A 26,647-nucleotide genomic window follows, 5' to 3' on the forward strand; every position below is an offset into this window, starting at 1 on the left:
CAGAACAGACGATCGAATGTCGCGTTATCGTGTCTTGATGTCGTCTTCGTCTTTGATGATCTGTGTCTCGGCATTGCCACTGGAAACTTCGTTGGCCAGATCGTAGAAGTCGTTTTGGAGGCCAGCTGGGAACGTCAACACGCCGACCCAGGAGCCATCAGCCTGCCACTCCTCGCTTTCGAGATCGCCGAACTCCCGGATTCTGGCCTGGCCGCTACCCGCGTAATCAGCCGGCAACTGGACAGCAACCGTCACCTCGTCGAAACGGATCGGAATAATCGGTCGAAGTTCCGCTAAGGCGTCGTCGACCTGGTTCTCGACCGGTTCCATCGGATCGACCTGAAAGCCTGCCTCTTCGAGGGCGGACTTGATACGATCTGGCGGGTGTGGCGCGTCGTCCATCTGCGGGTTGACGGCGTTTCGGGTGATCCGCTGGACGAGTTCGCGGTGCTTGCGCTCTTGCATCTCGCGGCGCTGGTCGGCAGTGATCTGAATCTCTCCTTCTGTGATGACCTGTGGGATAATTTCTATCGAATCCGTCGTCTCGAAAACCTCTTCGAGGGACTCCTCGGGCGGACGGTCGCCCCGCGAAGCGTCTTCGAAGACATCCTCGGCGGCGATGACGTCCTCGAGTTCGTCATCGAACTCGTCGCGCTTGATCGCCAGGGCCGCATCCGGGTCAATGAGTACCTCAAAGCGCTGGCCATGTGACTCGAGCCGGGCCGTCACTGCCTCGTCAAGCGATATCATACCGTGACGTACACAATCCCCCGACAAAGGTGTTTCCGAACGGCCGCGTGACAAAATGGCACCACGGTAAAAATACGGGCGGCGGCACCAAAAGCGGTGGTTCGTTACTCGTCCTCCGCAGCGTCTGACTACTCGGTGTCCTCGGTTTCGTCGTCCGACTCGTCGGCGTCCTCGTCCGTCTCCTCGCCCTCCGCTTGATCATCTGCTCCCTCGGCTTCCTTGTCGGCTTCAGCAGGGAGCAAGCCGAGATCGTCGAGATGGGCTTCTTTCTGCTCGTCAGTGAGTTCACCGAACTGGGCGTCGTCGACGCTGATCGTTGCGACGCCGATCCCTTCCGGGGTGAGTTCGTCGTCGTTGACCGAGGCCATCGCTTCGAGTGCGAGCGCGACGCCCGCTTCGAGGTCCATCTCCTCGTCGTAGTTCGCTTCGAGATACTCCCGAGTGTCGCCGCGATCGGCACCGATCGCGAGTGCCTTCCACTCGTAGGGGGTTCCCGAGGGATCAGTCTCGTACAGTCGGGGTTCGCCGTTGCTGACGCCAGCGATAATCAGTGCGACGCCGAACGGCCGGGCCCCTCCGATCTGGGTGTACTGCTGGATGTGATCGGTTACCTGCTTGGTGAGCGTTTCGACGCCGATCGCTTCGCCATACCGGAGCTGGTTGACCTGTGCTTGCCGGCGAGCGAAATCGATAAGCTGGCGAGCGTCGGCGACGTGGCCAGCCGAGGCGATACCGATGTGGTCGTCTGCCTTGTGGATTTTCTCGACGGACGAACGCTCCATCAACGGCGAGCGGATGCGCTTGTCCACCGCGAGGACGACACCATCGGCCGTCCTGACGCCGATACTCGCCGTTCCGCGCTTGACGGCCTCCCGTGCGTATTCGACTTGGTAGAGGCGACCATCCGGCGAGAAGATCGTGATTCCGCGGTCGTAGGCCTGCTGTTGGGATTGTCCCTGCATAGTTACTCAAGATCGCGTTGCGTCGCCCCGACGAACCCCTCGTCGATCCGCACGTCGACGCGGCCGTTCCGGACGACGGCAGATCGATCGGCACCCGCAAAGGCGACGTCGCTGTGCTCGGTGGCTTCCGGGCGACTTCCTAAATACTTTTCCTCACACGCACGCACCGTGCCGCTGACGCCGCTGACGCGGACGCCGACCGGCTCGTCAGCGACGTCCGCCAGACAGGCCAGGACGGCGCGGGCGTCCGCGGTCGCGCCACGGCGTGTCCGAACGATGGCGTTGCCTTGCCCGTCCTCGAATGTGAACTGTTCGACGGTGAGATCGACCCGGGACGATCCCACGTCACCGAGTAGATTCTGGGCCGCGAACCACAGTTCCCGCTGGAACGCCCGTCGATCGATCGCTGTGTTCGGCCAGGACTCCAACTCGACAGCGAGATACCGCCAGCGCTGACGGACGTGTTTCGGGAGTGGATTCACGAGTCCTCCCCCACCGCCCGTTCAGCGACCAGCACGCCAACCTGGTCGTGGACTCGCTCGACGGCCGACAGGGCGAACCCGGCCGAAGTGAGCGCGTCAGCCAACGTTCCGACCGTCGCCGGGTCGTCCACTTCAGGGGAGTAAAACGGCTCCGACGGATCGGCCTCGCCGAACAGCATGACGTCGCCGAGGACGAACCGCCGCGGGCCAAGCGCCGCGATCGACTCGATTGCCTCGCCTTTCGCTTCGTCGTCGAGATGGTGCATCGCGAAGTTCGAGACGACGATGTCGACGGCGGCGTCGGCCGACACATTCGGCTCACGGAATCGACCGGTTCCAAAGGAAGCGTTGTCGATACCGGCATCGGCGGCTTTCTCGCTGGCCTGTTCAAGCATCCCCTCGCTGATGTCCCGACCGATCACCTCGCTGGCCGAGTCAGCCAGTGCGAGTGCGATCGCTCCCGTCCCAGTCCCCAGATCGAGCACGACGTCGTCCGGTTCGGGCGCGGCGTGGTCGATCACTAAATCGGCGGCCGCCCGATACTCCGGGCTCCCCTCCTGGTCGTAAGTGTCTGCGACCTTGTCGAAGCGGGCGGCGTGATCCTCGATGGAGCGTTTCATACCGTCAGTTGCGGATCGAAGGCTTTCAACGCCACGGGACAGCCGCCGCCATCACGGCTGCGGTGGGCGTCTGCGCCAACGGTCTGAACCACCGGAAGGCTAAATGGGCCAGTCTACGTGGTCGATTGCATGGACCAGCGCCACCTCTACGGGGCGACGTTCGGAATCGTCGGCGTGTTACTCGCGGGCGTCCAGTTGCTACATGCAACCGAACAGACCGAGGTACCGATCGCGATCGTCGTCGACGGCGCCCCGTTCGCCTTGCTGGGCCTCTCGCTGTCCTTTGCCGGCTACTGGCTGGCCAGTAACGAAGAATTCGGCGGAGACCTTCCGCGGATCGCCGCCTGGGCCGTCGGCGGAACGCTCCTGTTGGCGTCGGTCGCTGCACTGACGCTGTTCAGCCAGCGCGTCGCAACGGGAACCCTCCAACGAGCGACGTACATCACGACCGACAGCATCACAGTCGGTGCCGTCGCCGGGACCGTTGTCGGCCTCTACGACGCACAGAGTCAACGCCACTTCCGGGAACTGGAGGCCGAGCGGGACCGGACCGAGGAGTTCGCCCGCAAGGCGGCCGACCTCAACAATTACGGACGCGCCCTCGCCCAGGCGACGAGCGTCGAAGAAGTCAGCGCCTACTGCATCGAAGGCCTCTCCTCGCTACTGGGCCTCTCAGAGACCGCATTCGTCGAAGTCGGGCCCGAAGACGCACCGATCACCTCCAGTACAGTCTCGAACGGATCCGAAGCGCAACTCCGGGTGATCGCCCGAGAGGCGGCCGAAGACGACCGTGTCGTGGCCGTTCACGAAAACGGGAACGTGCCCGAGGACGTCGCCTCCGTACTCACGGTCAGGCTCGAAAACACGGCCGCGACGACCGGCGTGCTCATCGCGGCCAGAACCACGACTGAGCCGATCTCGACCGAGGACGAGCAATTGCTGGAACTGCTGGCCTCACACGCGAGCATGGTGCTCAACCGTATTTACACCGAGCATGGCAGGAACCCAATTGACAGCCGCTGATCACCAGCAGCGGTCAGCGGTCGTCTGACGCCTCGCGACGGACGCCCGGTTCGACAAAATGCTCGCTTGTGCGCTCGCGGTTACGCGTTGTGAGAGTCCCCCAAGCTGCCAGACCCGACTCGATCCACGACTCCGAACAATCGAGGGCTTCACCCAGGCCAGCCAGGTCTCTCGGCGCGCGCAATTGGAGATGGGTTCGTGGATCGGCACTGACGACGTAGGGGGCGTCGTACTCCTGGATGAGATCGCGCAGTTTGGTCAGATCCCGGAGGGCACTGACGCGTTGACCGCCCTCGGCCCGTAATACCTCTCGTAGCGACCACTCTATGTGGACGCTGTTTTCGGCAGCCGTCTTGACGACGACGTGATCGACGTCGCCGTCCCCCGCCATCGGATGAGCGAGGACGTCGACTGCCGGCTGTTCGACGGCGAAGCGATTCATGTCGAGGTCGCCGCCGTGGACTGCGACGATCGTCTTCGACTCGCGATGGTTGCCGACAAACCCGCTGGCACGGGAGCGATCCTCGGCGCGGACCTCCACGCCCGAAACGACGTCGATACCATAGGTGTCGGCGATCGATGCCCGATCGTAGTCGGGCAGGGCGTCGCCGTGATTACGGATGACAATCCCCGCAAAGCCGTATTCGGCAGCGGTCGAGGCAAGCCGGGAAACGGTGCTTTCGCCGTCCGGCCTGGCGTGGACCGCCTCGTACATCACGACCCCTCGAAGGTCTCGCGGACGTTCGCGACAGCCCGGTCTTTCTTGGCCGGATACGCCTCGACTTTGCCCCGAAGTGTGATACCATCCCCACGCTCGACGGTCCCGTTGTAGGCCGCTTGCTTGTCGAGTGTCAGGAAGAACGAACAGTTCTCGTCGATTCGATCCTCGAGTTGGTCGAGAAATCGCGTCCGTTCAGTCTCGCCTAGGGAATCGATTTGTGCGAGGACGTGTCTGATCTCGTCGGCCCGTTCCAGCCGCGTCGAGAGGATGAGGATGCGATCCCCGTGGTGGCCTTCGGTCTCGGCGCGCTCTATGGGCGCATCCTCGGGCAGGAACGTCCGCAAAGCGCCCTCGATACGCGCATCGTCCTCGGTCGCATAGCAGAACGTCCGCAGATCGACGTAGTGGAACGGGACCGTCGACATCGAGCGATCAGGCGTCCGACTCGTCGGTTGGTTCCTCGTCCTCGGCTTCGTCGTCAGCGTCGGCCTCGGGGGCAGCCTCCAAAGCGTCTTCCGGGACGCCCTGCTCGCGGCCCTCCTCGAACTCGACGGTGTAGGTCGCGTCCCCAAACATCGTCTCCATGATCTGGGTGACGGTCCCGGTCTCGCCGTCGAAATCGCTGTGTTCGTCGTGCAAGGTGACGTGATCGTCTTCTTCGAATGCCATACGCCTCGCTACTGGAGTGGCGACCAAAAAGGGACTGATTCGGCTTACGCGCCAGTTCGTGGGGTCGAACACTTAAGCCAGTGACCGTCCAAGTTCTGGGCATGATTATTCGAACGTTCGGTGGCGGGCGATCGGATCGCGGACGGACGACAGCCGACTGCGGACGTTCGGGCGGATGACGGTCGTCGACAATCTGTGGTATCGGGCCCAAGAGGCCGCCCAGCAGGCCGAGCAGACGTATCACCGGCTCCGTGAGGAGGCCACCGACGTCATGGAATTTACCCGGACGCGGCGGGTCTCTCGGCCCCGCTTCGAGACGATCACAGCCCGGATTCAGGACAACGGTCTCCCATATGGTGCCCACACTGTCACGACCAACGACGACGCGCTGTTGCTCGTTCGACACGAGGCCGTTGGCAAGTGGGTCCTGCCAGGCGGCGAAATAAGTGGTGACGAATCGTTCCAGGCGGCCGCCAGGCGCGAACTCCGCGAGGAAGCGGGCGTCGACGGGTCCTATGAGGGACTCGAGCTACTCGGGCGGGTGGAATTCTACTGTGACGAATACGAGACGTGGGGCGTCCTCCCGATCTACGAGGCCCAGGCCCAAACGGCTGGCCTGACGGTCGAAGATCCCGATGCCGAGATCACCGACGCCGACTGGTTCGAGACGTTGCCCGACGATACCCGCGACGAGGATGTCCTCTCACGGTGGCTCGAAACGCGCGCTAGGGACTGAACTCGGCTACGCGGACGGTCACTCCAGCCACGGCAAACATGGCGGAAAGCAGACGCTGGGCGTGACACTGATCCGAAAGGGGTCGATCCGACAGCCACAGGTCGGGCCCCACATCGGGGGACCTGCCTGATCGACCCGGGATTGTACCTCAGTCCCCGTTCAATTTCTTCGCCATAGCGACTACGAGGGCGACAACGATCAGGGCGGCCAGTAGTTTCTTTTTCGACATCACCTAAACGGTCTATCCAGCAACGTAAAAACGTTTCTGGAAACCCAGCCACTCCTGCGTGCTTGCAGTGAAACACCCCAGCCCTGAACGGATCGACCAACAACCCAATCGACGACGGACAGGTCACCAGTCAGTCGATCAGGTCGGCGATGTCGTCACGGACGATCGTCCCACAGTACGCACAGCGCACGCCCTCAGCAAGCACATCGAAGCGTGATTCGACCGGTTCGTTCCCGGTCGTGATACAATTGCGGTTGGGGCACGAAAGGACCCCGGCGACCTCCTCGGGCCGGGAAACGCGGTCTTTCTCGACGACCTCGAAGTCCCTGATGATGTTGATCGTTGCTGCCGGCGCGATCAAGGAAAGCACGTCGAGCTCGGCCTGGCTCAGCTCCCGGTCTTCGACCTTAACGATGTCTTTCGTTCCCAGGCGATCGCTCGGTGCGTTCATGACGATACTCACGGTGTCACCGTCCCCACCCTCGATGCCGAGAATCGAGAGGACGTGCATCGCTTCCCCGCCCGTGATGTGATCGATGACGGTCCCGCGCGGGATCTTACTGACGCGGAGTTGTTCGTCGTCGCTCATGCCGACTCACCCTCCAACATGAGATCGAGGAGTGCCATTCTGACCGGCACCCCGTTGTGGGCCTGTTCGAAGAACTGTGCGTGCTCTGTCGCATCGACGTCGTGATCGATCTCGTCGACGCGTGGCAGGGGATGGAGGACGGTCACGTCGTCGTTGACCTCCTCCAGGGTCTGGGCGTCGATCTGGTACTCGCCGGCGACGGCCCGGTATTCGCTTTCGTCCGGGAAGCGCTCTTTTTGGATCCGGGTGACGTACAGGACGTCCAGGCTGGAAAGAATTGGTTCGAGTTCAGTGTGTTCGCGGATCGTCGCCCCCTCCTCGTGGAGGTCGTAGCGAACCGACCGGGGGAGTTTGAGGCTTTCCGGGCTGATGAAGTGCTGGGTCGCGTCGAAGTTTGTCAGCGCGTGGGCCAGGGAGTGGACGGTCCGCCCGTACTTCAGATCGCCCATGATACCGATCGTGAGGTCATCAAGGCCGGCATTCTCGCGAATCGTATAGAGATCTAAGAGCGTCTGGGTCGGATGCTGGCCAGCCCCATCGCCCGCGTTGATGAGCGGCACGTCGACGAACTCGCTGGCCATCTTGGCTGAGCCCTCACTCGGATGGCGCATGACCAGGGCATCGGCGTAGCCTTCGACGACCCGGACAGTGTCTGCGAGACTTTCCCCTTTCTCGACGCTCGAATACTCAACGGGGCCCATATCCACCACGTCTCCGCCGAGGCGCTTGATCGCCGCCGTGAAACTCATCTTCGTCCGCGTGCTCGGCTCGAAAAAGAGGAGCCCGAGCAGCGCACCGGGGTGGCGCTGGGTGAACGCCGCCGGATTGTCGTCGATCTCGGCCGCGCGATCCAACACCTCCTCGATGTCGGCCCGCGAGAGTTGTTTCGCGCTGATGATGTGGTCGTGAGGCATCGATCACATCCCCGCTCGCCTGGTTCTTGAATCTCCCGACACGCCAGTCCTGGTCGGGAAAATAGCGCCAGGAGGTCGCCACGGTCGCTGAATCCGGAATCTTTAATCACGTGGCACCCCATGGTTGTAAATGACACATGGCCGATCGGCTCCGGACCGGGATCGATGTCCTCGACCGGAAACTCGACGGCGGGCTCCCGTCCGGCTCCATTGTAGTGCTGAACGCGACGCCAGCCAGCCAGGCCGAGTTGTTTCTCTACGAACTGACGGCGACGCGGGGCACGCTGTATCTCTCACTGGATCGATCCGAGCAGGCGATCAAGGACAGTCTCGAACAGTCCCCAACGGCCACCGGCCAACCGACGGTCAGGCACGTCTCCGGCGAGGCACCGCTTGACAACGCCGGCAAACTCGTCAGCGCGCTTCCGGAGACCTCGAACCTCATCATCGACCCCCTGGATGTCCTCGAAGCACAGGAACCACCCTCCCGGTTCCGGAGCTTCATGAACGACCTCCAGAACCACATCTTCAACACCGGCAGCCTCGCCGTCCTGCACTGTCTGGACGGTCGGGGCGTCCCCCCATTACGGGATACGACCGAGCACTTCGCCGATGTCGTCTTCGACCTCCACACCACGATCGCCAACGACGAAGTTGAAAACCGCCTGGCGATCCCCAAGTTCCGCGGCGGTCGGGCCCCGACCAGCGTCATCAAACTCGACCTGGTCGAGGAGGTCAGCATCGACACCAGCCGCGATATCGCCTGAACCACGACCTTTTTACTGCGGTGAGTTCGCTTCGCGAACAGCGTGGCGGCGTTCGCCGCCACGTCATCCGGTTGCGGGCCATCTGGCCCGCAACCCACCCTTTGCAAAAAGCTCGACCAAAAACATCTCCGAGCGCCGCAGGCGGCGCTCGGAGTGTTCTCGTGAGCGATAGCGAACGAGAGCTCGTCAGTGCTTGCTCTGACGGTGAACCGGCTCGCTGCTCACGGTTGCACCGTTCGCATAGATCGAGATCGTCGCGATCTCGCTTCGCTCGCCGGACAGGCGGCCGGAATACCGTTTTGTCAGTTGCACACCTATGGCCGGTATGGATCGGGACGCGAACGTGGACGCTGATGCGATCCGTCAGCGGGCGTGGATCGAGTACAGAGAGCCCGAAACCGCGCGGGTCGAAGATCCCGTCTGGGTGGCCGAAGACAGCGAAAGCGGCTGTCTAGCCATCGGCGACGTCCGGATCGAAGCCGTGGGGAATCTGGTTGCTACTGTCGAGGAGTATGAACGATCGGATACCGACACGCCGTTGCTGAAAGCTCGCGGGCAATCGATGCCGCGCCGATTGGGCCGGGAAAATCGAACTGCGCCGTTGCTCGATCGATTGTTACCCTGGCGATGATTCGGTCGGATCCGGTCCTTAGGCTTCGTCGACGTCCAGTTCCTCGGCGAGTTCGTCGGCGTCGACGTCAGCGTCTTCGAGCGCCTCTTCGAGATCGCCGCCGCCGGCACCGCCCATGCCGCCCATCATGCCGCCCATACCGCCCATCATGCCGGCACCCTCACCGAGGGTCTCCTGGACGATGATGCGGTCGATGTCGAGCAGGTCGATGAACTGCTGGGCGATCTGCTGTTTGCCCATCATCCACTGCTGGTTCATCGACAGCTGGGGCGTGGCCTCGATGTACAGCGTGTCCTTCTCGACTTCGACGGTCTCGGTGACCGGCCCATCCTCGTCGTCGAGTTCCTCGCTCTCTTCGAGGTCTTCGGGATCGTCGACGACTTCTTCTTCTTCCTCGACATCGGTCTGGAACCAGACATCCAGATCCATGCCGAGCATGGTCTCGAGCAGGCTCTCAGCCTTTGCCTCGCGATCATCGACCGTGTCGACGACTTCGTACTCGTACTCGACGTCTTCACCCGCAAGTGGGTGGTTGAAGTCAACACGGGCGCGCCCGCCGATGATCGTCTCGACGTGGCCGTGCTCGCCGTCGACGTCGACGTGCGCACCGGGGTAGCGGTCGTCCTCTGGGATCTTGTTGGCGCTGACGGTCCGGACTTCTTCCTCGTCGTACGCGCCAAAGGCATCCTCGGCGTCGACGACGGCCGAGCCCTCGTCACCGACGTCCGCCCCGATGACTGCCTCCTCGACAGGTTCGAAGAGGTGGCCTTCGCCGAGCACGATCGTCCGGGGTTCGAACTCCTCGTCCTCGCCGACGCCTTCCTCGTCGGCGATCTCCTGACTGGTCGTATCGACGAGGCTGCCGTCCTCGACGGTCCGGGCGGTGTATTCCAGTGTAACGAAGTCACCCTCCGCTAGACCGGCCGCCTCGTCGCTTTGCGCATTATCGTCGGCCGTCTCGGCTGTGGAATCGTCGCTCATACCGGAAAAGAGTCCCGTTGCACTCTTAAGGACAACGTTTCGGGGCTATCGACGGCGAGTCCGGATGCGTGCAGTTTTTGGCCTGTAGGCCGCTGTCCCTGCCCATGTACGAGGTAGAGGTAAAGGTGCGGGCTGACCACGAAACAGTCCGGCAGGCACTGATCGACGCTGGGGCTGACCCACTCGGGACGATCCGACAGGTCGACACGTACTACGACGCGCCCCACCGGGACTTCGCGGCGACTGACGAGGCATTGCGGGTCCGCCGAGAACACCGCCACGGCGAGACAACGGCGAAACTCACCTATAAGGGCCCGAAGATCGACAGTGAGTCAAAGAGCCGCCAAGAAGCCGAAACGACAGTCGGAAACGGCGAGACGGCCGACGAAATCGTCCGTGGACTCGGGTTCGAACCCGCCACCACCGTCGAGAAAGAACGACATCGATACACCCTCGGCGAGTACACCGTTACACTCGATGACGTCGCCGACCTCGGGGAATTCGTCGAGATCGAAACCGACGTCGACGACGAGAGTGCCGTCGAAAGCGCCCGGGAATCCCTCCAGGGGAGGCTGGCGGACCTCGGGTTGGACCCGGACGAAAGCATCCGGACATCCTATCTTGGCCTGCTTTTGAATAACTCAGAGTAATTGAACGCGGGCAGAAGGTTTCCGTAAGTTATAGACGGTACGGCAGGCAATCTGGTAGTAATGACTGACCGGAACATTCGCGTCACGCCAGCCAGCGGGTTGGCCGTCGAGGATCAGCGGGTCGAAATCGTCGAGCGCAAAGGGCTGGGCCATCCGGATTCGATCTGTGACGGCGTCGCCGAGCGCGTCTCGCAGGCGCTGGCCCGGACGTACCTCGACCGAGTCGGAAAGGTACTCCACTACAACACCGACGAGACACAACTCGTCGCTGGAACGTCCGCCCCGGCCTTTGGCGGCGGCGAAGTGATCGAACCGATCTACCTGTTGCTCGTCGGCCGCGCGACCAAGGAGTTCCAGGGCCAGCGGATTCCGACGGACACGATCGCCCTGGAGGCCGCACGGGAGTATCTCGACGAGGCCTTTCCCCATCTCGACATCGGCTCGGACGTGATCGTCGATGTCCGACTCGGCGAGGGAAGCGGCGACCTCCAAGAAGTGTTCGGCGAGGACGGCGCGGCCATCCCGATGGCTAACGACACCTCCTATGGGGTCGGCCACGCGCCACTGACCGAAACTGAACAGATCGTCCTCAACACAGAACGTCAGCTCAACGCAGAGTACGCCCTCGAGAATCCCGAAATCGGCCAGGACATCAAGGTGATGGGTAAACGCGAAGGCGACCACATCGACGTGACCGTGGCCGCCGCGACGGTCGACGCCCACGTCGACAATATCCACGAGTACCGCGACGCCGTCGAGGGCGTCCGGGAGTACGTGACCGACCTCGCCGGCGAGTACACGGAACGGTCGATCAACGTCGACGTGAACACGGCCGACGACTACGAGGAAGGCGCGATCTACCTGACGACGACCGGCACGAGCGCCGAACAGGGTGACGACGGCTCGGTCGGCCGGGGCAACCGCGCCAACGGTCTCATCACGACGAACCGACCGATGAGTATGGAAGCCACGAGCGGGAAGAACCCCGTCAACCACATCGGGAAGATCTACAACCTGCTGAGCACCGAGATCGCCCAGTCGGTCGTCGCGGAGGTCGATGGGATCAGACAGTTGCAGGTGCGCCTGCTCAGCCAGATCGGCTCGCCGATCGACGATCCCCACGTCGCCGACGCCTCGATCATCACCGAAGACGGCGTCGACGTCGCCGACGTCGAGGACGACGTCTCTGCCATCATCGACGAAGAACTCGCCGACATCACCGACATCACCGAACGCGTCATCGAGGGCGACCTCTCGACGTTCTGAGCAGCCGAGTCGGGAACTGATCGCGGAGGGTCCGCTGTCGAAGCCTGTTTACTTGCCCACGGAGTACGCTCGACCATGCATCCACCGGGGGCCGACACCGTCGTCGTTCGTCACGGCGAGGTCGGCATCAAGAGCGACCAGGTGCGGATGAAAATGGAGTTTCAGCTCCAGGAGAACCTCAACGCACTGCTTACCGATCGTGGACTCCCGGGCGATACCGGCTGTGAACGGAACCGGCTCTACGTTCGGACTACCGAAGACGCCATCGAGGCCGCGACTGCGGCAGCCACCGAGACACCGGGCGTCGTCTCGGCGAGTCCCGCACTGACTATCGACCCGACGATGGACGCGATCACGGACGCGCTCGTCGAGACGACGACCGCCAACTACGACGGCGGCCCCTTCGCCGTGCGGGCGCGGCGGGCCGGCGGCGACGACGTCCACGACTTTTCGAGTCGGGACATCGAGAACGAAGGCGGCGCAACTATCTGGGACGCCATCGAATCGATTGGCGAGACGCCCGAAGTCGACCTCGACGATCCCGAATTCACCGTTTTCGTCGAAGCCCGTCCCGATGAAGCGTTCGTCTTTCTCGAAAAACGATCGGGGCCGGGTGGGCTCCCACTCGGGACGCAAAAACCCCTCGTCGCGCTGCTCAGCGGCGGGATCGACTCGCCCGTCGCCGCCTGGCAAGCGATGACCCGTGGCGCGCCGGTCATCCCAGTGTACGTCGATCTTGGGGCCTACGGCGGTGTCGACCACCGCGCCCGAGCAGAAGCGGCCGCCGGGACGCTCGCTCGGCGCGCGCCGAATTTCGATCTGCAGCTGTACGTCATCGACGGCGGCGAGGCCGTCGAGCGGTTGATGACCGAAGTTGAGGACACGCGGATGCTGTCGCTGCGGCGGTTCATGTACCGGGCCGCCGAACGCGTCGCCCGCGACGTCGGCGCGGTCGGGATCGTCACCGGCGAGTCGATCGGCCAGAAGTCCAGCCAGACGGCGGCCAACATCGCCGTCACAGACGCCGTGACCGACCTCCCGATGCATCGCCCGCTCGTGACGACCGACAAGACCGACATCATCGCTCAGGCCCGGGAACTGGGCACGTACGACGACGCGACTGTCCCCGCGGGCTGCAACCGGGTCGCGCCCGACAAGCCCGAAACCCACGCCGATCCAGCAGCGGTCAAGGGTGCCGAGCCAGCGGATCTGCTGGCACTGGCCGACAATGCCGGATCGAATCCGACAGCCGTCGACTCGCCGGTGGATGCCGAGTGACGTCGCGCCCGGCGACAGCGGGAACCATGGACGGGCGCGCTCGCCGACTGCCCGCTTCGAGACGGAACGGTTTTTGAATGCCGAGACGGACAACCAGTCGATGACGCGCGTCTGCCTGCTCGGCACGGACGACGTTGCCCTCCGGCAGACGCTACGCTCCCACGAGACCGCCCGCGACGCGTTGTGGACCTACGACCTGACGGAGCCCTACCGGAACGCCGTCGAAGTCGAGACAATGAGTCTCGGGGCCACAATCACCCTGCTGAATGATCTCAACTGGTATCTCGTCCGCTACGTCGCGGACACGCTCGTCAGCGAACCGAGCGTGAGCGAGACGGAGTGGCTGTCCCGCGAGCTAGCGACGGAAATCCGCGACGGCCGCGTCGACCCGGACGAATCGGACCGCTACCTGAAAGTCTACGGCATGCTCGAACCAGACGACAGCGACGGTGACGAGACAGCCGGCGCGGTGACCTCCGCTCGACGACTCGTCGAGCCGATGTACGTGACCCGAACGGACGACTCGATCCCGGCCTACGACCTGCGTGACGTGACCGACACCGTCGTCGTTCGCGTGACCGAATCGGAGTTCAGCGGCTGATTATTCCTCGAAGGCGAGCACTCGCCCGCCCCGTTCAGTCCCGGCGAGCGCGTACAGAAGCAGTGCCAGAATGATCGTCACCACAACAGCGATGACGACGCGGGCGAGGACAATCCACGCATCGAAGAAGGCGAGGCCGAACGGGACCCGGCCGAGGCCGATCACGCTGTAGCCGATCAGCATCGCCAACATGGCTGGATAACTCGCCCCGCGATCGGCGACGCCCCGAATGATCGGATAGGTCCCGTAGGGACCACCTGGCAGGAGACCACCGAGCAGTCCCGCGAGGACGACCCCTTTCGGGCCCGCGGCCTCGCCAAGCCAGTCGGCCAGGGCGTCCCGGGGGAGGACTGTCTCCAAGGCGCTGGCGATGAGCAGGGAGGCAAGAATGAGCGTGAACATGCGTCCGAACGTGCCGATGCCGGACGCGGCGCTCTCTCGGGCCGCGGTCGGATCAGTGAGAACGAGCCAGGTGAACACGGCAACAGCACTGAGGACCACGACGCGCTGGCCCCACTGTCTTCCGACGAGGAGATTGAAAACGTCGGTGCGGTCAATTTCAGTCAGTGCTCGACCGAGTTGCCGGCGAACGGCGCGACCGACGGCGCGTCCCTGGGCGGCCCGGCCGGCGAGCCATTCACGGACCGTCATACGAGGAGGAACACCCCCACGGAGACGACGACGGTAGCGGGCACGGCGATCGCGAGTCGGAGGGCGACCGTCTTCGTATCGAAAAAGACCAGACCGTAGGGGACGCGTCCAACACCTATCGCGCCGTACCCGATCAACATGGCCAGGACCGCCCCGACACCGGCCCCCGCAGCACCGACGCCACTAATCAGTGGGTAGACGGCGTAGGGTCCACCGGGGAGCGTCCCGCCCAGCAGCCCCGAGAGTACAGTCCCACCCGGACCGGCGGCTTCCCCAAGTACGCCACGAATCGCTGCGGCCGGGACAAGGGTCTCGACGGCCGAGGCGAGCAAGAGGGCCGCGATGATGAGCGTGAACAACCGCCCGAACAGAACGAGGCCGTTGCGGACCGCCGCTGTTGCGTCTCCAGGACGGGTCGCGAAAAGATAGCCGTACAGTGCGATCGCCCCGAGTACGACCACGCGCTGGCCGGGACCACTGCCGACCACGAGATCGAGTAGCGACGTCATCCTTGTCGTCTTGACAGGGCGACGTGGAAAACGATACGGTACGGAAGAAACCAAGACAGGAACTCCCGGGTCAGGACTCTACGTTCATCCGCGCCGTGTAGGGCGGAATCGGTTCGACGAACCCGACGATGTCGAAGTCGGCAGGATGGCCGTTCTCCAGCGTCGTGGCGTGAATCGAGAGTCCAATCAGTTCCCCGTCGCTGTCGTAGGCGTCGATTTCGAAGCCGGATATCGACCCGACCGTCCCGAGGCGATCGAGAAACGTCTCCCGGCGATCCGGGTTCGCGTACAGTTCCGTCGCCAGATCGTCGGCGCTCTCGATGGCGTCCGCAGGCGATTCATAGCCCAGCATGGTGGCCATCCGCTCGTTGACGTCGTGGACCTCGCCGTCGGCGTCAGTCCGGAAAATGCCGAACGGTGCCAGTTCGAACAGTGTCTCGTAGTGTTGCAATTCGCGTTCGCGGGTTCGCTGGTCAGTGACGTCTCGCACGACGCCATCGAAGTACCGCTCACCATCCTCTTCGGTCATGATACCGGTCACTGACGCCCAGAACGGCTCTCCAGAACGACGCTCCAGGCGCAAATCCATGTCCTGAACGAGTCCCTCCTCCCGCAATGTCGTCGTGAACTGCTCGCGGTCGTCTGGGTCTGCATAGAACGCTTCGAACGGTTCCCCGAGGAGGTCAGCCGCGGCCTCAGCACCGAAGAGATCGGCCAGTGCTGGATTGGCCTCGATCAGCGTGCCGTCGGGCAAGGGTGAGTTCCGGTAGACGCCTTCCGGAATGTTCGAGATGATGCGCTCGTAGCGCTGCTGGCGTTCGTGGAGTTCGATCCGGTAAATCGCGTGAGCGAGGTCGTCGCCGATCTCAGCCAGTAGTTCCCGTTCGCGCCAGTCGAAGGCGTCCGCCTCGTCTGCGTACAGACAGAAGACGCCATAGCGATCCCCCTCGTAGACGATTGGGAGCGCCGCTGCCGATCGGTAATCGCGCTCGTCGACGACCGCGGGCCACTGGTCAGTCCCATCGGTCCGTGCCGTTTTGATGTCGCCCGTGTCGAGAGCGTCCCACGCGGGACAGGCTGCCGTCTCAGTCCAGTCTGAAAGTACCGCGTCATCGACGCGGTCTTCGTCTTCACACCCGGCACTGGCCCTGACGGTCAGCGAGTCTCCACCAGAGTGAGGCTCGACGATACAGGCGAGGCGATACGGATCGGCGTCGACGACGATATCACAGACGTGGCGCTCGATTTCCGGCCGGTCGTGTGATCGTACGAGTGCCTGATTGACGTCCCTGAGGATGGTCCGGATGCGGTCGAGGCTGCTCGCCCGCTGGCTGGCTCGATACTGCTCGACGGCGTTGCGTGCCCGGTTAGCGAGGAGTTCGTACTGCTCGCTGCCGGTGTCTTTCTGGAGATAGTCGGTCACGCCGCTTGCGATCGCCTCACTGGCAACCTCCTCGCTCCCTTTGCCGGTGAACAGAATAAAGGGGAGATCGGGAAACGATTCCCGGACGGCTTCGAGCAGTTCGATGCCGTCCATCCCCGGCATGTCGTAGTCACTGACCACGCAGTCGACGGTCGACTCGTCGAGACGATCCAACGCCTGGGCAGGCTCCGTCACGGTGATCGGCTCGATGGCCTCGTCAGCGCGCTCGAGGTATGAGGCCGTCAGCTCGACCAGGTCTGCTTCGTCATCGACACAGAGTACCGTGACGACCTCTCCGACCATAAACGGGGCCGACACAGTCCCCCATCATAATAATTGTGGAAAATAATCCGGAAACCTGCCCGCCCAGACGGGATCAAGAGATATACCTCAGTCGAACAATCCAGTCGAAAGATACCGCTCGCCGCTGTCCCAAAAGACTGTCACGATCAATGGCGGCTCCGACGCGTCCGGGTCTGCGCGTTCCTCGGCGACATCCCTGGCGATGACGCCCATCGCGCCGCTGGATTGACCGACGAGAATGCCCTCCTCATGGGCCAGACGGCGACACTCCGCCTCGGCGCCTTCGAGATCGATCGTCCGCACCTCGTCGAGTAGTTCACGATCCAGATTCTCGCTGACGAAACCCGGTCCCATCCCCTGGAAGTCATCAGAGCCGGACTCGCCGGTCGAGAGAACGGCGTTGGATTCGGGTTCGACGGCGATGACGTCCACGTCCGGGAACGCTTCCTTGAGTCGTCGCGCGTTCCCGCTGATCGTTCCACCCGTCCCGACGCCGGCGACGAACGCGTCGATCGTCCGGTCGCCGATCTGTTCGAGGATTTCGAGGGCTGTCGTCTCGTAATGGGCTTGGGGATTGGCCGGGTTCTCGAACTGGCGGGGCTGGAACATGCCCGCCTCGGCTTCGAGTTCGTCCGCCCGCTCGCGGGCAGTCGTCATATCCCCGGCGACGAGTTCGAGATCGGCACCATACGCCTTCATGAGACGACGACGCTCGACGGACATGTCTTCGGGCATGACGAGCGTCACGTCGTATCCCTTCGCGGCCCCCACCAGTGCGATCCCGATGCCCGTGTTCCCGCTCGTGGGCTCGACGATACTGTCGCCGGCTTCGAGTTCACCCGCCCGTTCGGCAGCCTCGATCATACCCAGCGCGGGACGATCCTTCGCCGAACCGCCCGGATTGAACGACTCGACCTTCGCAGCGATGGTCGCCCCTGGCGGCGAGGTAAGCTCGACCAGTGGCGAGCCGATCGTCTCCAGAATCGACGTGTCCATTGCGAATGGCTAGCGCTGTGGGACGTAAATCTCTCCCGGACACCGGCAGGATCTACCGTCGACGACGCTCGGATCAACGTCCCAGCTCGGACACGTCTCGACGACCCAGGAGTGTCGCGGGGTGGCCAAACGACCGGCTGCCCAGCGTCACTCCAGTTCGGACTCCGGCACGCGCCAGGTGTAGCCGACGATCTCGAACGGCCGATCGTCGGGGTCGTCCAGCACCGTCGCATTCATGCGAAAGGTGCGTGTTTCGCCCGACTTCGAGATGGCTTCGTACTCGAAGTTTGTAACGGTCCCCTCGGTAGCCAGTCGGTCGATGAGCGTCTCGCGTCGCTCCGGAGAGCTGTACAGTTCCTGGGCGAGATCGTTATAGGCGTCGACTGCTGCCGACGGTGTCTCGTAACCGACGAGGGTGGCCATCGCTTCGTTAACCTCGTAGACCGTTCCGTCCGACGCGGTTCGAAATATCCCGACCGGGGCGACGTCGAACAGCTTCTCGTACCGCTTTAGTTCCCGGTTGCGCCGTTGCTGTGAGACGGCGTTTTCGATGCGATTGACCAGCAACGCGTATCGCTCCGTTCCGCCCCCTTTCTGTAGATAGTCGGTGACGCCGCGAGCGATCGCTTCGCTCGCGACTTCCTCGCTCCCCTTGCCGGTGAAGAGAATGAACGGGAGCTCGGCATGTTCAGCCCGAATCGCGTCAAGTAATTCGAGGCCGTCCATGTGAGGCATGTCGTAGTCGCTGACGACACAGTCGACTGGATTGCTCGATAGTCGATCGAGGACCGCGGTGGGATCTGTCTCCGTGATGATTTCGAATCGCTCTGCGCTACGCTGGAGGACGGTTTCGCTCAACGCGAGAAAGTCCGGCTCGTCATCGACACAGAGTACAGTGACCACATCCTCCTCCGACATGTCAGCAGATAGGTTGGGTGAACCCATAAGTGTAGTGTGAGAGGCACAGTCGCCATTCGAGCGCGACTGCGTTCACGGTTTGCCCACGATCATCGGGTGAGCGAACCGAAGCCCGGCCCCGGCGAGCGATAAGGCTTTGTGGGGCGGGTTGCGTGACTCTGTACCATGAGCGGGGCCCGACGGGGAACCGACTGCACGTACTCCATCTGGACGAACAGGCATCGGACCCGGCTGCCGGACTGGTGATCCTGAGCGTCTGTGATGGCAACGTTCGCCGACGTGAACGTATCCCATTCGTCCGTCGATCAGTGACGTCGCGTTCCAGTCAGTACCCGACCAGAGCAAAGCGAGCGGTGAACCCCTGCACGGTCGAGACAGGCTACGTTCACCACTTTCGCGACCGTTAAACGGCTCGCCACCGAACTGTGAGCCATGCCACTCGAAACGCTAGAACCCAATCCGGTCTGGAACGCTGACGCTCACGAAGACATTGTCGAAACCCTGGCGAGGGTTGGGGACGTAACGTACCGCGTATGGGGCGGTGACTGGTGTGGCGACTGTCGATCACTGCTGCCGGACTTTGGTGCCGCGCTCGAAGCCGCAGGCGTCCCCGAAGAACGCATCGAACACCACCCTGTCGACCAGGACAAGGAGGGCGAGGGTGTCGAGGAATACGGGATCGAATACATTCCGACGGTCGTCGTCGAGCGCGACGGAGAAGAGCTCGCCCGCTTCGTCGAGGACGAGGGTCAACCGATCGCCAGCTATCTGGCGAGCCAACTCGAATCAGTCGAGTCGGCGGTCTGACCCGGAATCGCGCTATTCGTCACCGTCAAACCACGCAAGTGCCGACTCGACGTCGGAAAGCGGGCGTGAACAGGTGAAATCCTGGCAAGCGTAGATCGTCGGCCGGCCGTCCTGGGCCGCTCGCTCGGCAAATATCGGCGGAGCCGTCTCGTGACCGAACTGGTCGAGCCACGCCTTTAGCCCGTCGTCAATCGGCGGTCGCCGGGCCAAGATCCGATTCGGCAGATACGTTCCGCCGATACGCTCGCGCCACGATTCGGGGACAGTCTCGGCGGCCACCGTCAGCTCGCTTGCCCCACTGGTCGCGTGGTCGGCCGCCAACACCAGCGAGGCATGTTGGAGCGGATCGGCTGCGATCGCGTCGTGGTGGGTCGATAGCACCGACCGGGCGACCGACTCGAAGCGATCGTGCGGGGCGAACGCCGACAGCGAGAGTAACACGTCCACTGCGACGCCGGCACTCGACGGGGTCGAGCGGTCGGTCACTTCCTGGGGCCGTGCGAGCAGGTCAGTCCCACCGGCCTCAGTGAAGTACAGTGTTCCTGGGTCTTCGTCCCAAAAGCGAGACTCGATTTCACGGGCAAGGTCGAGTGCAAATCCGAGGTGGTCGGGGTCGCCAGTCGCCTGATAGCAGTCGAATGCCCCACGGGCGAGAAACGCGTAGTCTTCCAGATAGCCATCGATCTGGATGTCGCCATCCGCATAGCGGCGTTTCAGCAGTCCATCGTCGCCATCCCAGAGGTGTTCCCGAACGAATTCGAGTGCCTCGCTCGCTCGAGCTCCCCAGTCGCCATCAAGCGCAAGCGCACCCTCGGCGAGCGCCGAGATTGCCAGGCCGTTCCAGCCGGCCAGGACTTTCTCGTCTCTCGACGGACGCGTCCGTTCCGAGCGCGCTTCGAACAGTTGCTCGCGGGCCCGTTCGAGGCGCTGTGTGACTTCCTCAATATCGAGTTCCGACTGGGTCGCCAGTTCCTCGTGGCCGGCACTGATCGTCAGCACTGTCTGTCCGTCTTCGAAGTTACCGTCCTCGGTGATCCCGAATCGTTCCAGCGCCAGGGAAGCATCCGTCTCGTCGTCGATCGCCGCCCGGACTTGCTTGGGTGTCCAGACGTAGAATCTCCCCTCTTCACCGTCACTTCGAGCGTCGAGGGTGCTGTAAAAGCCGCCGCCAGGATGAGAGAGCTCTCGATCGAGGAATTCGAAGGTCTCGCGAGCCACACGGGCGTAGCGCTCCTTCCCGGTCGCCCGGTAGCCCTCGATGAACGCCCGCGGGATCTCCGCGTTGTCGTAGAGCATCTTTTCGAAGTGTGGGACCGTCCAGGATCGATCGGTCGCATAGCGGTGGAACCCACCGCCGACGTGATCGTACAGCCCCCCCATCGCCATCGCGTCCAGCGTTTCTGTGAGGACAGCGCTGTATTCTCGGGGTCCAGTGTCCTCCTCGTCGCTGTCAGCGAGTTCACTGCCGTTGATTCCCTCCAGGCCACCGTTGTCTTTGGTGGGAGTGCCGTCCTCGATTCGGGCCTCAGCACGCCCCAAGAGTTGTAGGCGCGCCGGCTGTGGGAACTTCGGTCCACCTCGCCCGAAGCCGCCGTGTTCACGGTCGGCCTGCCTGAGGGTCGACGCTGCGGCGGCTTCGAGAAGCTCGCCGCCTGCGTCGTCGTCGTCCATCTCGGCCGGGGAGTCCGGCGTTCCTTCTAACTGTCCGGCGATCGCATCGGCCCACTGATCGGCTCGCTGTTGGACATTCTCCCGATCATTTACCCACGTCTCGTTGAGGTCAGCAAGTAACTGCTCGAAGCCCGGCCGTCCGCCTTGCGGATCGGGCGGAAAGTACGTCCCCACATAAAAGGGCCGCCTGTCCGGCGTGAGCCAAACTGACAGTGGCCAGCCACCTTGCTGGCCGAGGACCTGTGCGAGCGTCTGGTAAATTCGGTCGACATCTGGCCGTTCCTCGCGGTCGACCTTGATCGGAACGAAGTGGTCGTTGAGTGTCTCCGCGACCGCAGGGTCGGAAAAACTTTCTTCCTCCATGACATGACACCAGTGGCACGACGAGTAACCGATCGAGAGGAATATCGGACGGTCCTCGCGCTCGGCCGCCTCGAGAGCCTGGTCGTCCCAAGGCTGCCAGTTGACCGGGTTGTCGGCGTGTTGGGTCAGGTACGGACTCGCCTCGTCGTCGAGGCGGTTTCGATCTGTAGGTGTGGACATGGCCGTCTGTCAGAGTCCGACGGGTAAACCCGTGGCGTCGCCGGCGAGGTTCGCACCGCCAAGAGCAACCTTTACACTCCCCTAGTGTGGCCCTTCTCCCATGACAGAAACGGTACTGCTGATCGGGGGCGGCGGCCGGGAGCACGCGATTGCCCGCGCACTCGCTGACTCGGACTGTGCGCTGTATGCCGCCGCTGGCAACCGCAACCCCGGGATCGCCAGCCTGGCGGATGGCTTCGAGACGCTGGAGACGACCAATCCAGAAGCCGTCACGACCTACGCCAACAAGGTCGAAGCCACGTTGGCCATCGTCGGTCCGGAAGCACCCCTCGAGGCAGGTGTCGCCGACGCGCTGGGCGACGCTGGCGTCTATGCCTTCGGTCCACAGCAGGCAGAGGCCCGCATCGAGACAGACAAGGGCTTCCAGCGCCGGTTCATGGACCGCCACGACATCGCTGGCTGTCCAGACTTCGAGGAGTTCACCGACAGCGAGGCCGCCTGTACGTATATCGATGAGTACGACGGCGACCTAGTCGTCAAACCGGCGGGACTTACCGGCGGGAAGGGCGTCCGCGTCATCGGCGATCAGGTGACACCCGCGGAAGCCAAGGCATACATTCGCGACTCCGACCACGATCGACTTGTCCTCGAAGAACGCCTCGTGGGAGAGGAGTTTACCGTCCAAGCGCTGGTGGCCAACGGCGACATTCGGGTCACGCCCGCCGTCCAGGATCACAAACGTGCCTACGAGGGCGACGAAGGACCGAACACTGGGGGAATGGGCTCTTACAGCGACGCGAGCCTCGAACTGCCGTTCATGGACCGCGACGAGTATCTCGAAGCCGTCGATATTCTTCAGGAGACCGTCGACGCCCTCGAGGGCTACAAGGGCGTCCTCTACGGGCAGTTCATGCTCACTGCCGACGGGCCAAAAGTCGTCGAATTTAACGCCCGCTTCGGTGATCCCGAGGCGATGAACACCCTCCCAGTCATGGAGACGGACCTGCTTGATGTGCTCGTGGCAGCCCGCGAGAACGAGTCACTGCCCCAACTCCAGTTTCAGCCCCAGGCGACCGTCTGCAAATACGCGGTACCCGACGGCTATCCGACTGATCCAGAAGCCGGCGCGAAGGTCCAGCTCTCGCCCAAGAGTGCGAGTGACGCACTGCTGTACTACGCCAGCGTCGAGGAGCGAGAGGACGGCATCTACACGACGACCTCTCGCTCGTTCGCCGTCGTCGGCGTCGCCGATTCGATCACTGACGCCGAAGCGATCGCCACCGAGGCATTGGAGAGTGCGGGAACTGAGGGACTGCGCGTTCGCTGGGACATCGGCACGCCCGATCTGGTGCAGTCGCGACTCGGTCACATGGACGAGCTGCGCGGTGAGTGATCGCGCCCTGGCATTGTCGCTTCGTTCCCCGAGGTGTGCAGATCACGGATCGTCTCACGCTGGCTGTCCGGAGAAGTTTTATGACAATTACAGACATACACTGACATAGCAGATAGATGCCGATCCAGCTACATCCGGACGATGAGACAGCAGGTTCTCCACCAGTCAAACCGGGGACGAATGCCCACGAACTACTGGTTGTCCTCTTGGAACACCAGGATATGGGATTCAGTCCGAAGGAACTTGCGGAGTTGACGGACGTAGCCCATTCGAGCGTCCACAAGACGCTCTCCCGAATGGAAGACCGGGGACTCGTCCGGAAAGTTGACTCCTATTGGGCAGTTGCTGACGACATCGCGGCTTCCGAAGTTGCATCCGTCGTGAGCCTGCAGAGTATTCAGGACGCCTACGGGGATGACGCGTACGGTGACGACGAGTGGGTGGAGTCGGCCAGCGATCTCGGCGAGAACGCGTAAATGGCCTACGCACAGGGGAGCGTGGTCATCGCGCCAGCGACATTCAAAGGCGGCCGACGGCCATATCTCGTCGTCTCGAATGCAGATCGACCGTTCTTTGGCGACCGGTATACCGTCGCCGTCGTCACGTCGACCGAACGAGAGTCTGCGGTCCCGATCGCCGAGCAGTCACTGACAGCAGGCGAACTCAAAACCTACCCGAGTTACGTCAGTCCGTGGTCGATGCACGTCTTTCCCGATCAAGAGATCACGAAACGTGTTGCTCAGGTCGATATGGAGACGATGCAAGCGGTTGCAGAGACGATCCGGACGTTCACTCGCGTGCTGTAAAACGGTGAGTGGCCGTAGCCGTTCGCTGTTGGTCTACCGAGCCCTCGCTCACTTCGCGCGACTCGGCACCGGCGCTTCTGTATCCGCGCGAACAATGCGAGTGCGGTTCACTCGGCGCGACCCTTGAGAGCGCCGAGCGTGTTTTTCTCCACGTTTTTGCGCGCCGAGAGGGGCGCCTTGGTGTCCCTCTGGCGGTGCGAACGGCGACTTCGTCGCCGTGAGCAGAGAGTGGTACCCGCAGCGAACGGAGTGAGTGAGGACACCCGAACGAGTAAAAAGAGGTAGTGCGCCGAAAGACTCGCTTCGCTCGTCTTTCGAGCCCTGCCTCGCTCCGCTCGACAGGACGCCGGAAGAGCAAGCTCTTCCGTGCCCTCGCTCACTCGCTTGCACTCGTTCGCGAGGACGCCTGAAGACTCTCGTCGGTCGTCTTCCGAACCCTGCCTCGCTTCGCTCGGCAAGATGCCGAGAGAGCAAGCACTCTCGAACCCTCGCTCGCTTCGCTCGCGAGGACGCCCGGCCGGGAGTTCACCGAACGGAGTGAGGTGAACGTTGACAGACGAAGTCTGTCAGGAGTGAGCGAAGCCGTCGCCTTCGCGAACTACGGGCGGCGCACGACCGAAGGGAGTGCGCCGGCCGGGAATTGAACCAGAGCCAGAGGGTCCTGCTCGTCGCTTCGCTCCTGCGCGGGCTGCCACTGGCAGGGCTCAATTCCCTCATATTACATTTGCCGCTCACGGGTTGTTCGCGGCAAAATGCGCCGGCCGGGAATTGAACCCGGGTCGAGAGCTTGGAAGGCTCTTGTCATACCACTAGACCACCGGCGCTCGTTCACTGCGTTCACTCGCGCCGAGCATCGACGGACTGCGTCCGTCTCAACACCGGCGCTCGTTCACTGCGTTCACTCGCGCGCCGAGGATCGCAAATCCGTCGGATTTGCTCACCACCGGCGCGTGACTGCAACGGAACTCGATCACAGCTACCTGTGTCGAGCCCGCGATTGCATCCGAACGTAACTCAGCCCTCGTTAAGGGTGTTTCCTTTCAGAATGGTTCAGGCCGAACCGTCCCGTAGCAGTTCCCACTCGAAATTTCCAACTCGACCAGCGAAAGATCACTCGCCGCTACGTCTGATCTGAACTCTGCAGGCGCATAGATGTGATAAAAGCGCGGCACGGTCTCACTGCCAGGCAGCGTCCACTCGACAGTCGTATCGAAACCAGTCTCCGCGTCCGCCGCCGCGTCGAATCTGTCGTGAGCCGTGCTCCAGGCACTGACGAGGGCTCGCCCGTCGGAATCGAGGACGCGCGCAAGTTCGTCCAGACTGGCGATCCGCGCCTCTCGTGACGGGAGATGATGCAGCGTTGCGACGTAGACGGCAAGATCGACACGCCCGCTTGCGATCGGTAGCCGAGCGGCGTCACCGAGCAGCAACGAGGCATCGGGAACTCGCTTCGTCGCGGCGTCGAGTAGCGATCGACTCACGTCCACCCCGAGGACTCGATCAGCTCGCTGCTGGAGTGTTTCGACGTGGCGGCCGTTGCCACAGCCGATGTCGAGGGCCAGATTCGTCTGGGCAGCGTCGTCGACGAACGCCTCGACTTCGGGCCAGGCGTACTCGCGGGTCTTCGAGAAGTGCTCGCCGATGCGATCGTATGTTTGACGCACGTCCGCGCGGGAGCGATCCATCGCCGATCAGTCGTACTTCTCGGGGTAGGCTTTGGCCAGCAGTTTGGGCTGAGCCATCAGGCGTTCCCGGATCGGGTCGACGATGTCGCCGATGTACTCCCCGGCAGCGTTCTTCAGATCCTGGGGATGGAGTTCCTCGCTGACGAAGTCGGCTTCCAGGTCCTCGTAGGTCTCGTAGGTGAGGTTCCCACCGTATTCCTCGGGCCGCTCGACGACGAAGGCCTCACCGCGTTCGTCGAGGATCGGGAAGACGAGATAGCGGACGTACTCGAGCACGCCGTTGCCCTCCACCTCGCCCATCGGGCAGTAGGCGCCACCGATCTTCTCGGCGACTGTTTCGGGATCGTCCGTGAGTTCGACCTTCGAGGATTCCTCCGAGGCACTCATCTTCCCACCCGTCAGCCCTGAGAGCAGCGGCGCGAAGACACACGTCGGGGCCTTGCCGCCGTGTTCGGGCAAGATCTCCCGGGAGAGCATATAGATGCCCCGCTGGTCGATCCCGCCGTAGGCCACGTCGGCGTCCAGCGCATCAACGTCCAACGTTTGCATCAGGGGATAAACCAGCCCGCCGAGATTGGGCGAGTCAGATTCCCGGACGACTTCGCTCGCGGCCCGCTGGGCGCGGGCGATCGTCGTCTCGGCGGTCATCCGCAGCAGTTCGAGACTGTACTCCCGATCGAGTTCGAACTCGCGCCCGCGCACGAAGGAGATCTGCTCGGGGTCGGCCCCGGCCGCCTCGACCATCGCCCGGATCGTTTCCTCGTAGTACTCAGACCGCGCTTCCAGGAGGTCAAACGGGCTCTTTGCATCGTCGAGGTGGGCGTGGAGGTCGGCGATCAGTACCGTCACGTCCATCCCGGCGTGGAGGAAGTCTGCCAGTTTGCGGATCGTCGTGAAGTGTCCGATGTGCATCTCGCCCGTCGGCGCGTAGCCGATGTACACCGACGGGTCCTCGCGCTCCTCGAACAACTCCCTGAGTTCCTCCTCGGTGACGACCTCCGCAGTGTTGCGGGTCGCCAGCTCGACGCGCTCGTCCGTGTCCATACGCGTTCGTCCGGAGTCCGTCCCTAAAA

General features: G+C 63.0%; 30 protein-coding genes and 1 tRNA gene. 12 read left to right on the top strand and 19 right to left on the bottom strand.

All coding sequences use genetic code 11. The annotated features are described in order from the left end of the window. Window positions 1-24: 24 nt before the first annotated feature. From HZR20_RS00680 to HZR20_RS00695, 4 genes are all read right to left on the bottom strand, one after another. The gene (locus HZR20_RS00680; protein WP_181684673.1) at window positions 25-750 is read right to left on the bottom strand and encodes a ribosome assembly factor SBDS; all 726 of its coding nucleotides are present in this window, start codon (window positions 748-750) and stop codon (window positions 25-27) included. A gap of 128 nt (window positions 751-878) precedes the next feature. Next, a complete protein-coding gene (gene psmA / locus HZR20_RS00685) occupies window positions 879-1,712 on the bottom strand; it encodes an archaeal proteasome endopeptidase complex subunit alpha (protein WP_181684674.1) in 834 nt (277 codons plus the stop codon). A 2-nt stretch (window positions 1,713-1,714) separates the two neighbouring features. Beyond that, window positions 1,715-2,194, bottom strand: coding sequence for an Rpp14/Pop5 family protein (locus tag HZR20_RS00690; protein WP_181684675.1), 480 nt, complete (start codon window positions 2,192-2,194; stop codon window positions 1,715-1,717). Then, window positions 2,191-2,814 carry a class I SAM-dependent methyltransferase gene (locus tag HZR20_RS00695; RefSeq protein ID WP_181684676.1) on the bottom strand — a complete coding sequence of 208 codons (624 nt, stop codon included), beginning with the start codon at window positions 2,812-2,814 and terminating at the stop codon, window positions 2,191-2,193. Before HZR20_RS00695 ends, HZR20_RS00690 begins: the two co-directional genes overlap by 4 nt. Window positions 2,815-2,943: 129 nt before the next feature. Between HZR20_RS00695 and HZR20_RS00700 the strand changes: the two genes are divergently transcribed. Continuing rightward, on the top strand, window positions 2,944-3,837 hold the full coding sequence (locus tag HZR20_RS00700; protein ID WP_181684677.1) for a hypothetical protein: 894 nt from the start codon (window positions 2,944-2,946) through the stop codon (window positions 3,835-3,837). A gap of 13 nt (window positions 3,838-3,850) precedes the next feature. On the opposite strand, the gene HZR20_RS00705 is transcribed toward HZR20_RS00700, so the two are convergent. Genes HZR20_RS00705 through HZR20_RS00715 form a run of 3 tightly spaced genes read right to left on the bottom strand, consistent with a single transcriptional unit; the run spans window position 3,851 to window position 5,227 of the window. Beyond that, window positions 3,851-4,552 (bottom strand): RNase P subunit p30 family protein, encoded by a 702-nt coding sequence (locus tag HZR20_RS00705; RefSeq protein WP_181684678.1) that lies wholly within the window; start codon window positions 4,550-4,552, stop codon window positions 3,851-3,853. Continuing rightward, the gene (locus HZR20_RS00710) at window positions 4,552-4,983 is read right to left on the bottom strand and encodes an RNA-binding protein (RefSeq protein WP_181684679.1); all 432 of its coding nucleotides are present in this window, start codon (window positions 4,981-4,983) and stop codon (window positions 4,552-4,554) included. Before HZR20_RS00710 ends, HZR20_RS00705 begins: the two co-directional genes overlap by 1 nt. Before the next feature lie 7 nt (window positions 4,984-4,990). Continuing rightward, window positions 4,991-5,227 carry a DUF1918 domain-containing protein gene (locus tag HZR20_RS00715; protein WP_181684680.1) on the bottom strand — a complete coding sequence of 79 codons (237 nt, stop codon included), beginning with the start codon at window positions 5,225-5,227 and terminating at the stop codon, window positions 4,991-4,993. 175 nt (window positions 5,228-5,402) lie between these two features. Here HZR20_RS00715 and HZR20_RS00720 point away from each other — a divergent pair, with 175 nt between their 5' ends. Then, complete coding sequence (locus HZR20_RS00720) at window positions 5,403-5,963, top strand: NUDIX hydrolase (protein WP_181684681.1); 561 nt, start codon at window positions 5,403-5,405, stop codon at window positions 5,961-5,963. A 359-nt stretch (window positions 5,964-6,322) separates the two neighbouring features. Here the strand turns inward: HZR20_RS00720 and pyrI are convergent, their stop codons facing one another. Both pyrI and pyrB read right to left on the bottom strand, forming a co-directional pair. Next, window positions 6,323-6,781, bottom strand: a complete 459-nt coding sequence (gene pyrI, locus HZR20_RS00725) for an aspartate carbamoyltransferase regulatory subunit (RefSeq protein WP_181684682.1) — start codon at window positions 6,779-6,781, stop codon at window positions 6,323-6,325. Next, window positions 6,778-7,695, bottom strand: a complete 918-nt coding sequence (gene pyrB, locus HZR20_RS00730) for an aspartate carbamoyltransferase (RefSeq protein WP_181684683.1) — start codon at window positions 7,693-7,695, stop codon at window positions 6,778-6,780. Before pyrB ends, pyrI begins: the two co-directional genes overlap by 4 nt. 137 nt (window positions 7,696-7,832) lie before the next feature. Between pyrB and HZR20_RS00735 the strand changes: the two genes are divergently transcribed. Continuing rightward, a complete protein-coding gene (locus HZR20_RS00735) occupies window positions 7,833-8,462 on the top strand; it encodes an RAD55 family ATPase (protein ID WP_181684684.1) in 630 nt (209 codons plus the stop codon). 325 nt (window positions 8,463-8,787) lie between these two features. Then, window positions 8,788-9,093 carry a hypothetical protein gene (locus HZR20_RS00740; protein WP_181684685.1) on the top strand — a complete coding sequence of 102 codons (306 nt, stop codon included), beginning with the start codon at window positions 8,788-8,790 and terminating at the stop codon, window positions 9,091-9,093. 18 nt (window positions 9,094-9,111) lie between these two features. Here the strand turns inward: HZR20_RS00740 and HZR20_RS00745 are convergent, their stop codons facing one another. After that, window positions 9,112-10,074, bottom strand: coding sequence for an FKBP-type peptidyl-prolyl cis-trans isomerase (locus tag HZR20_RS00745; protein WP_181684686.1), 963 nt, complete (start codon window positions 10,072-10,074; stop codon window positions 9,112-9,114). Between the two features lie 104 nt (window positions 10,075-10,178). On the opposite strand from HZR20_RS00745, the gene cyaB reads away from it, so the two are divergent. The 4 genes from cyaB to HZR20_RS00765 all read left to right on the top strand — a co-directional run bounded on the left by cyaB (window position 10,179) and on the right by HZR20_RS00765 (window position 13,869). Continuing rightward, window positions 10,179-10,724, top strand: a complete 546-nt coding sequence (gene cyaB, locus HZR20_RS00750) for a class IV adenylate cyclase (RefSeq protein ID WP_181684687.1) — start codon at window positions 10,179-10,181, stop codon at window positions 10,722-10,724. Window positions 10,725-10,784: 60 nt separating this feature from the next. Continuing rightward, entirely contained in the window at window positions 10,785-11,990 is a 1,206-nt protein-coding gene (locus HZR20_RS00755) for a methionine adenosyltransferase (RefSeq protein WP_181684688.1), read from the top strand. Between the two features lie 75 nt (window positions 11,991-12,065). Further along, entirely contained in the window at window positions 12,066-13,268 is a 1,203-nt protein-coding gene (locus HZR20_RS00760) for a tRNA sulfurtransferase (RefSeq protein WP_181684689.1), read from the top strand. A 100-nt stretch (window positions 13,269-13,368) separates the two neighbouring features. After that, window positions 13,369-13,869, top strand: a complete 501-nt coding sequence (locus HZR20_RS00765) for a DUF5804 family protein (protein ID WP_181685056.1) — start codon at window positions 13,369-13,371, stop codon at window positions 13,867-13,869. Here HZR20_RS00765 and HZR20_RS00770 read toward each other — a convergent pair whose 3' ends face one another. From HZR20_RS00770 to HZR20_RS00790, 5 genes are all read right to left on the bottom strand, one after another. Next, window positions 13,870-14,520 carry a permease gene (locus tag HZR20_RS00770; RefSeq protein ID WP_181684690.1) on the bottom strand — a complete coding sequence of 217 codons (651 nt, stop codon included), beginning with the start codon at window positions 14,518-14,520 and terminating at the stop codon, window positions 13,870-13,872. After that, window positions 14,517-15,029, bottom strand: a complete 513-nt coding sequence (locus tag HZR20_RS00775) for a hypothetical protein (RefSeq protein ID WP_181684691.1) — start codon at window positions 15,027-15,029, stop codon at window positions 14,517-14,519. Before HZR20_RS00775 ends, HZR20_RS00770 begins: the two co-directional genes overlap by 4 nt. 70 nt (window positions 15,030-15,099) lie before the next feature. After that, entirely contained in the window at window positions 15,100-16,755 is a 1,656-nt protein-coding gene (locus HZR20_RS00780) for a response regulator (RefSeq protein WP_181684692.1), read from the bottom strand. Window positions 16,756-16,842: 87 nt separating this feature from the next. Continuing rightward, window positions 16,843-17,751, bottom strand: coding sequence for a PLP-dependent cysteine synthase family protein (locus HZR20_RS00785; RefSeq protein WP_181684693.1), 909 nt, complete (start codon window positions 17,749-17,751; stop codon window positions 16,843-16,845). A gap of 147 nt (window positions 17,752-17,898) precedes the next feature. After that, window positions 17,899-18,669, bottom strand: a complete 771-nt coding sequence (locus HZR20_RS00790) for a response regulator (protein WP_181684694.1) — start codon at window positions 18,667-18,669, stop codon at window positions 17,899-17,901. A 432-nt stretch (window positions 18,670-19,101) separates the two neighbouring features. Between HZR20_RS00790 and HZR20_RS00795 the strand changes: the two genes are divergently transcribed. Beyond that, entirely contained in the window at window positions 19,102-19,476 is a 375-nt protein-coding gene (locus HZR20_RS00795; RefSeq protein ID WP_181684695.1) for a thioredoxin family protein, read from the top strand. Window positions 19,477-19,488: 12 nt separating this feature from the next. On the opposite strand, the gene HZR20_RS00800 is transcribed toward HZR20_RS00795, so the two are convergent. Further along, complete coding sequence (locus HZR20_RS00800) at window positions 19,489-21,690, bottom strand: thioredoxin domain-containing protein (RefSeq protein WP_181684696.1); 2,202 nt, start codon at window positions 21,688-21,690, stop codon at window positions 19,489-19,491. 100 nt (window positions 21,691-21,790) lie between these two features. Here HZR20_RS00800 and purD point away from each other — a divergent pair, with 100 nt between their 5' ends. The 3 genes from purD to HZR20_RS00815 all read left to right on the top strand — a co-directional run bounded on the left by purD (window position 21,791) and on the right by HZR20_RS00815 (window position 23,889). Then, the gene (gene purD / locus HZR20_RS00805) at window positions 21,791-23,083 is read left to right on the top strand and encodes a phosphoribosylamine--glycine ligase (protein ID WP_181684697.1); all 1,293 of its coding nucleotides are present in this window, start codon (window positions 21,791-21,793) and stop codon (window positions 23,081-23,083) included. 116 nt (window positions 23,084-23,199) lie between these two features. Beyond that, window positions 23,200-23,559: a MarR family transcriptional regulator gene (locus tag HZR20_RS00810; protein WP_181684698.1), complete on the top strand. Its 360-nt coding sequence runs from the start codon at window positions 23,200-23,202 to the stop codon at window positions 23,557-23,559. Further along, window positions 23,560-23,889, top strand: coding sequence for a type II toxin-antitoxin system PemK/MazF family toxin (locus tag HZR20_RS00815; protein ID WP_181684699.1), 330 nt, complete (start codon window positions 23,560-23,562; stop codon window positions 23,887-23,889). Between the two features lie 753 nt (window positions 23,890-24,642). Here the strand turns inward: HZR20_RS00815 and HZR20_RS00820 are convergent. The 3 genes from HZR20_RS00820 to HZR20_RS00830 form a co-directional block, all read right to left on the bottom strand. After that, window positions 24,643-24,713 (bottom strand) — tRNA-Gly (locus tag HZR20_RS00820). Window positions 24,714-24,929: 216 nt separating this feature from the next. Beyond that, window positions 24,930-25,574 carry a class I SAM-dependent methyltransferase gene (locus tag HZR20_RS00825; protein WP_181684700.1) on the bottom strand — a complete coding sequence of 215 codons (645 nt, stop codon included), beginning with the start codon at window positions 25,572-25,574 and terminating at the stop codon, window positions 24,930-24,932. Between the two features lie 6 nt (window positions 25,575-25,580). After that, window positions 25,581-26,618: a tyrosine--tRNA ligase gene (locus HZR20_RS00830; RefSeq protein ID WP_181684701.1), complete on the bottom strand. Its 1,038-nt coding sequence runs from the start codon at window positions 26,616-26,618 to the stop codon at window positions 25,581-25,583. Window positions 26,619-26,647 lie beyond the last annotated feature (29 nt).

Origin of the sequence: Halorhabdus salina, from assembly GCF_013839425.1 — an archaeon.
GTDB classification, from domain to species: domain Archaea; phylum Halobacteriota; class Halobacteria; order Halobacteriales; family Haloarculaceae; genus Halorhabdus; species Halorhabdus salina.

What these genes read in the sequence shown, in the direction of transcription:
- HZR20_RS00680 (WP_181684673.1), bottom strand. Translation starts at nt 750, where the DNA reads ATGATATCGCTTGACGAGGCAGTGACGGCCCGGCTCGAGTCACATGGC.
- psmA (WP_181684674.1), bottom strand. Translation starts at nt 1,712, where the DNA reads ATGCAGGGACAATCCCAACAGCAGGCCTACGACCGCGGAATCACGATC.
- HZR20_RS00695 (WP_181684676.1), bottom strand. Translation starts at nt 2,814, where the DNA reads ATGAAACGCTCCATCGAGGATCACGCCGCCCGCTTCGACAAGGTCGCA.
- HZR20_RS00700 (WP_181684677.1), top strand. Translation starts at nt 2,944, where the DNA reads ATGGACCAGCGCCACCTCTACGGGGCGACGTTCGGAATCGTCGGCGTG.
- HZR20_RS00705 (WP_181684678.1), bottom strand. Translation starts at nt 4,552, where the DNA reads ATGTACGAGGCGGTCCACGCCAGGCCGGACGGCGAAAGCACCGTTTCC.
- HZR20_RS00710 (WP_181684679.1), bottom strand. Translation starts at nt 4,983, where the DNA reads ATGTCGACGGTCCCGTTCCACTACGTCGATCTGCGGACGTTCTGCTAT.
- HZR20_RS00715 (WP_181684680.1), bottom strand. Translation starts at nt 5,227, where the DNA reads ATGGCATTCGAAGAAGACGATCACGTCACCTTGCACGACGAACACAGC.
- HZR20_RS00720 (WP_181684681.1), top strand. Translation starts at nt 5,403, where the DNA reads ATGACGGTCGTCGACAATCTGTGGTATCGGGCCCAAGAGGCCGCCCAG.
- pyrI (WP_181684682.1), bottom strand. Translation starts at nt 6,781, where the DNA reads ATGAGCGACGACGAACAACTCCGCGTCAGTAAGATCCCGCGCGGGACC.
- pyrB (WP_181684683.1), bottom strand. Translation starts at nt 7,695, where the DNA reads ATGCCTCACGACCACATCATCAGCGCGAAACAACTCTCGCGGGCCGAC.
- HZR20_RS00735 (WP_181684684.1), top strand. Translation starts at nt 7,833, where the DNA reads ATGGCCGATCGGCTCCGGACCGGGATCGATGTCCTCGACCGGAAACTC.
- HZR20_RS00740 (WP_181684685.1), top strand. Translation starts at nt 8,788, where the DNA reads ATGGATCGGGACGCGAACGTGGACGCTGATGCGATCCGTCAGCGGGCG.
- HZR20_RS00745 (WP_181684686.1), bottom strand. Translation starts at nt 10,074, where the DNA reads ATGAGCGACGATTCCACAGCCGAGACGGCCGACGATAATGCGCAAAGC.
- cyaB (WP_181684687.1), top strand. Translation starts at nt 10,179, where the DNA reads ATGTACGAGGTAGAGGTAAAGGTGCGGGCTGACCACGAAACAGTCCGG.
- HZR20_RS00755 (WP_181684688.1), top strand. Translation starts at nt 10,785, where the DNA reads ATGACTGACCGGAACATTCGCGTCACGCCAGCCAGCGGGTTGGCCGTC.
- HZR20_RS00760 (WP_181684689.1), top strand. Translation starts at nt 12,066, where the DNA reads ATGCATCCACCGGGGGCCGACACCGTCGTCGTTCGTCACGGCGAGGTC.
- HZR20_RS00765 (WP_181685056.1), top strand. Translation starts at nt 13,369, where the DNA reads ATGACGCGCGTCTGCCTGCTCGGCACGGACGACGTTGCCCTCCGGCAG.
- HZR20_RS00770 (WP_181684690.1), bottom strand. Translation starts at nt 14,520, where the DNA reads ATGACGGTCCGTGAATGGCTCGCCGGCCGGGCCGCCCAGGGACGCGCC.
- HZR20_RS00775 (WP_181684691.1), bottom strand. Translation starts at nt 15,029, where the DNA reads ATGACGTCGCTACTCGATCTCGTGGTCGGCAGTGGTCCCGGCCAGCGC.
- HZR20_RS00780 (WP_181684692.1), bottom strand. Translation starts at nt 16,755, where the DNA reads ATGGTCGGAGAGGTCGTCACGGTACTCTGTGTCGATGACGAAGCAGAC.
- HZR20_RS00785 (WP_181684693.1), bottom strand. Translation starts at nt 17,751, where the DNA reads ATGGACACGTCGATTCTGGAGACGATCGGCTCGCCACTGGTCGAGCTT.
- HZR20_RS00790 (WP_181684694.1), bottom strand. Translation starts at nt 18,669, where the DNA reads ATGTCGGAGGAGGATGTGGTCACTGTACTCTGTGTCGATGACGAGCCG.
- HZR20_RS00795 (WP_181684695.1), top strand. Translation starts at nt 19,102, where the DNA reads ATGCCACTCGAAACGCTAGAACCCAATCCGGTCTGGAACGCTGACGCT.
- HZR20_RS00800 (WP_181684696.1), bottom strand. Translation starts at nt 21,690, where the DNA reads ATGTCCACACCTACAGATCGAAACCGCCTCGACGACGAGGCGAGTCCG.
- purD (WP_181684697.1), top strand. Translation starts at nt 21,791, where the DNA reads ATGACAGAAACGGTACTGCTGATCGGGGGCGGCGGCCGGGAGCACGCG.
- HZR20_RS00810 (WP_181684698.1), top strand. Translation starts at nt 23,200, where the DNA reads ATGCCGATCCAGCTACATCCGGACGATGAGACAGCAGGTTCTCCACCA.
- HZR20_RS00815 (WP_181684699.1), top strand. Translation starts at nt 23,560, where the DNA reads ATGGCCTACGCACAGGGGAGCGTGGTCATCGCGCCAGCGACATTCAAA.
- HZR20_RS00825 (WP_181684700.1), bottom strand. Translation starts at nt 25,574, where the DNA reads ATGGATCGCTCCCGCGCGGACGTGCGTCAAACATACGATCGCATCGGC.
- HZR20_RS00830 (WP_181684701.1), bottom strand. Translation starts at nt 26,618, where the DNA reads ATGGACACGGACGAGCGCGTCGAGCTGGCGACCCGCAACACTGCGGAG.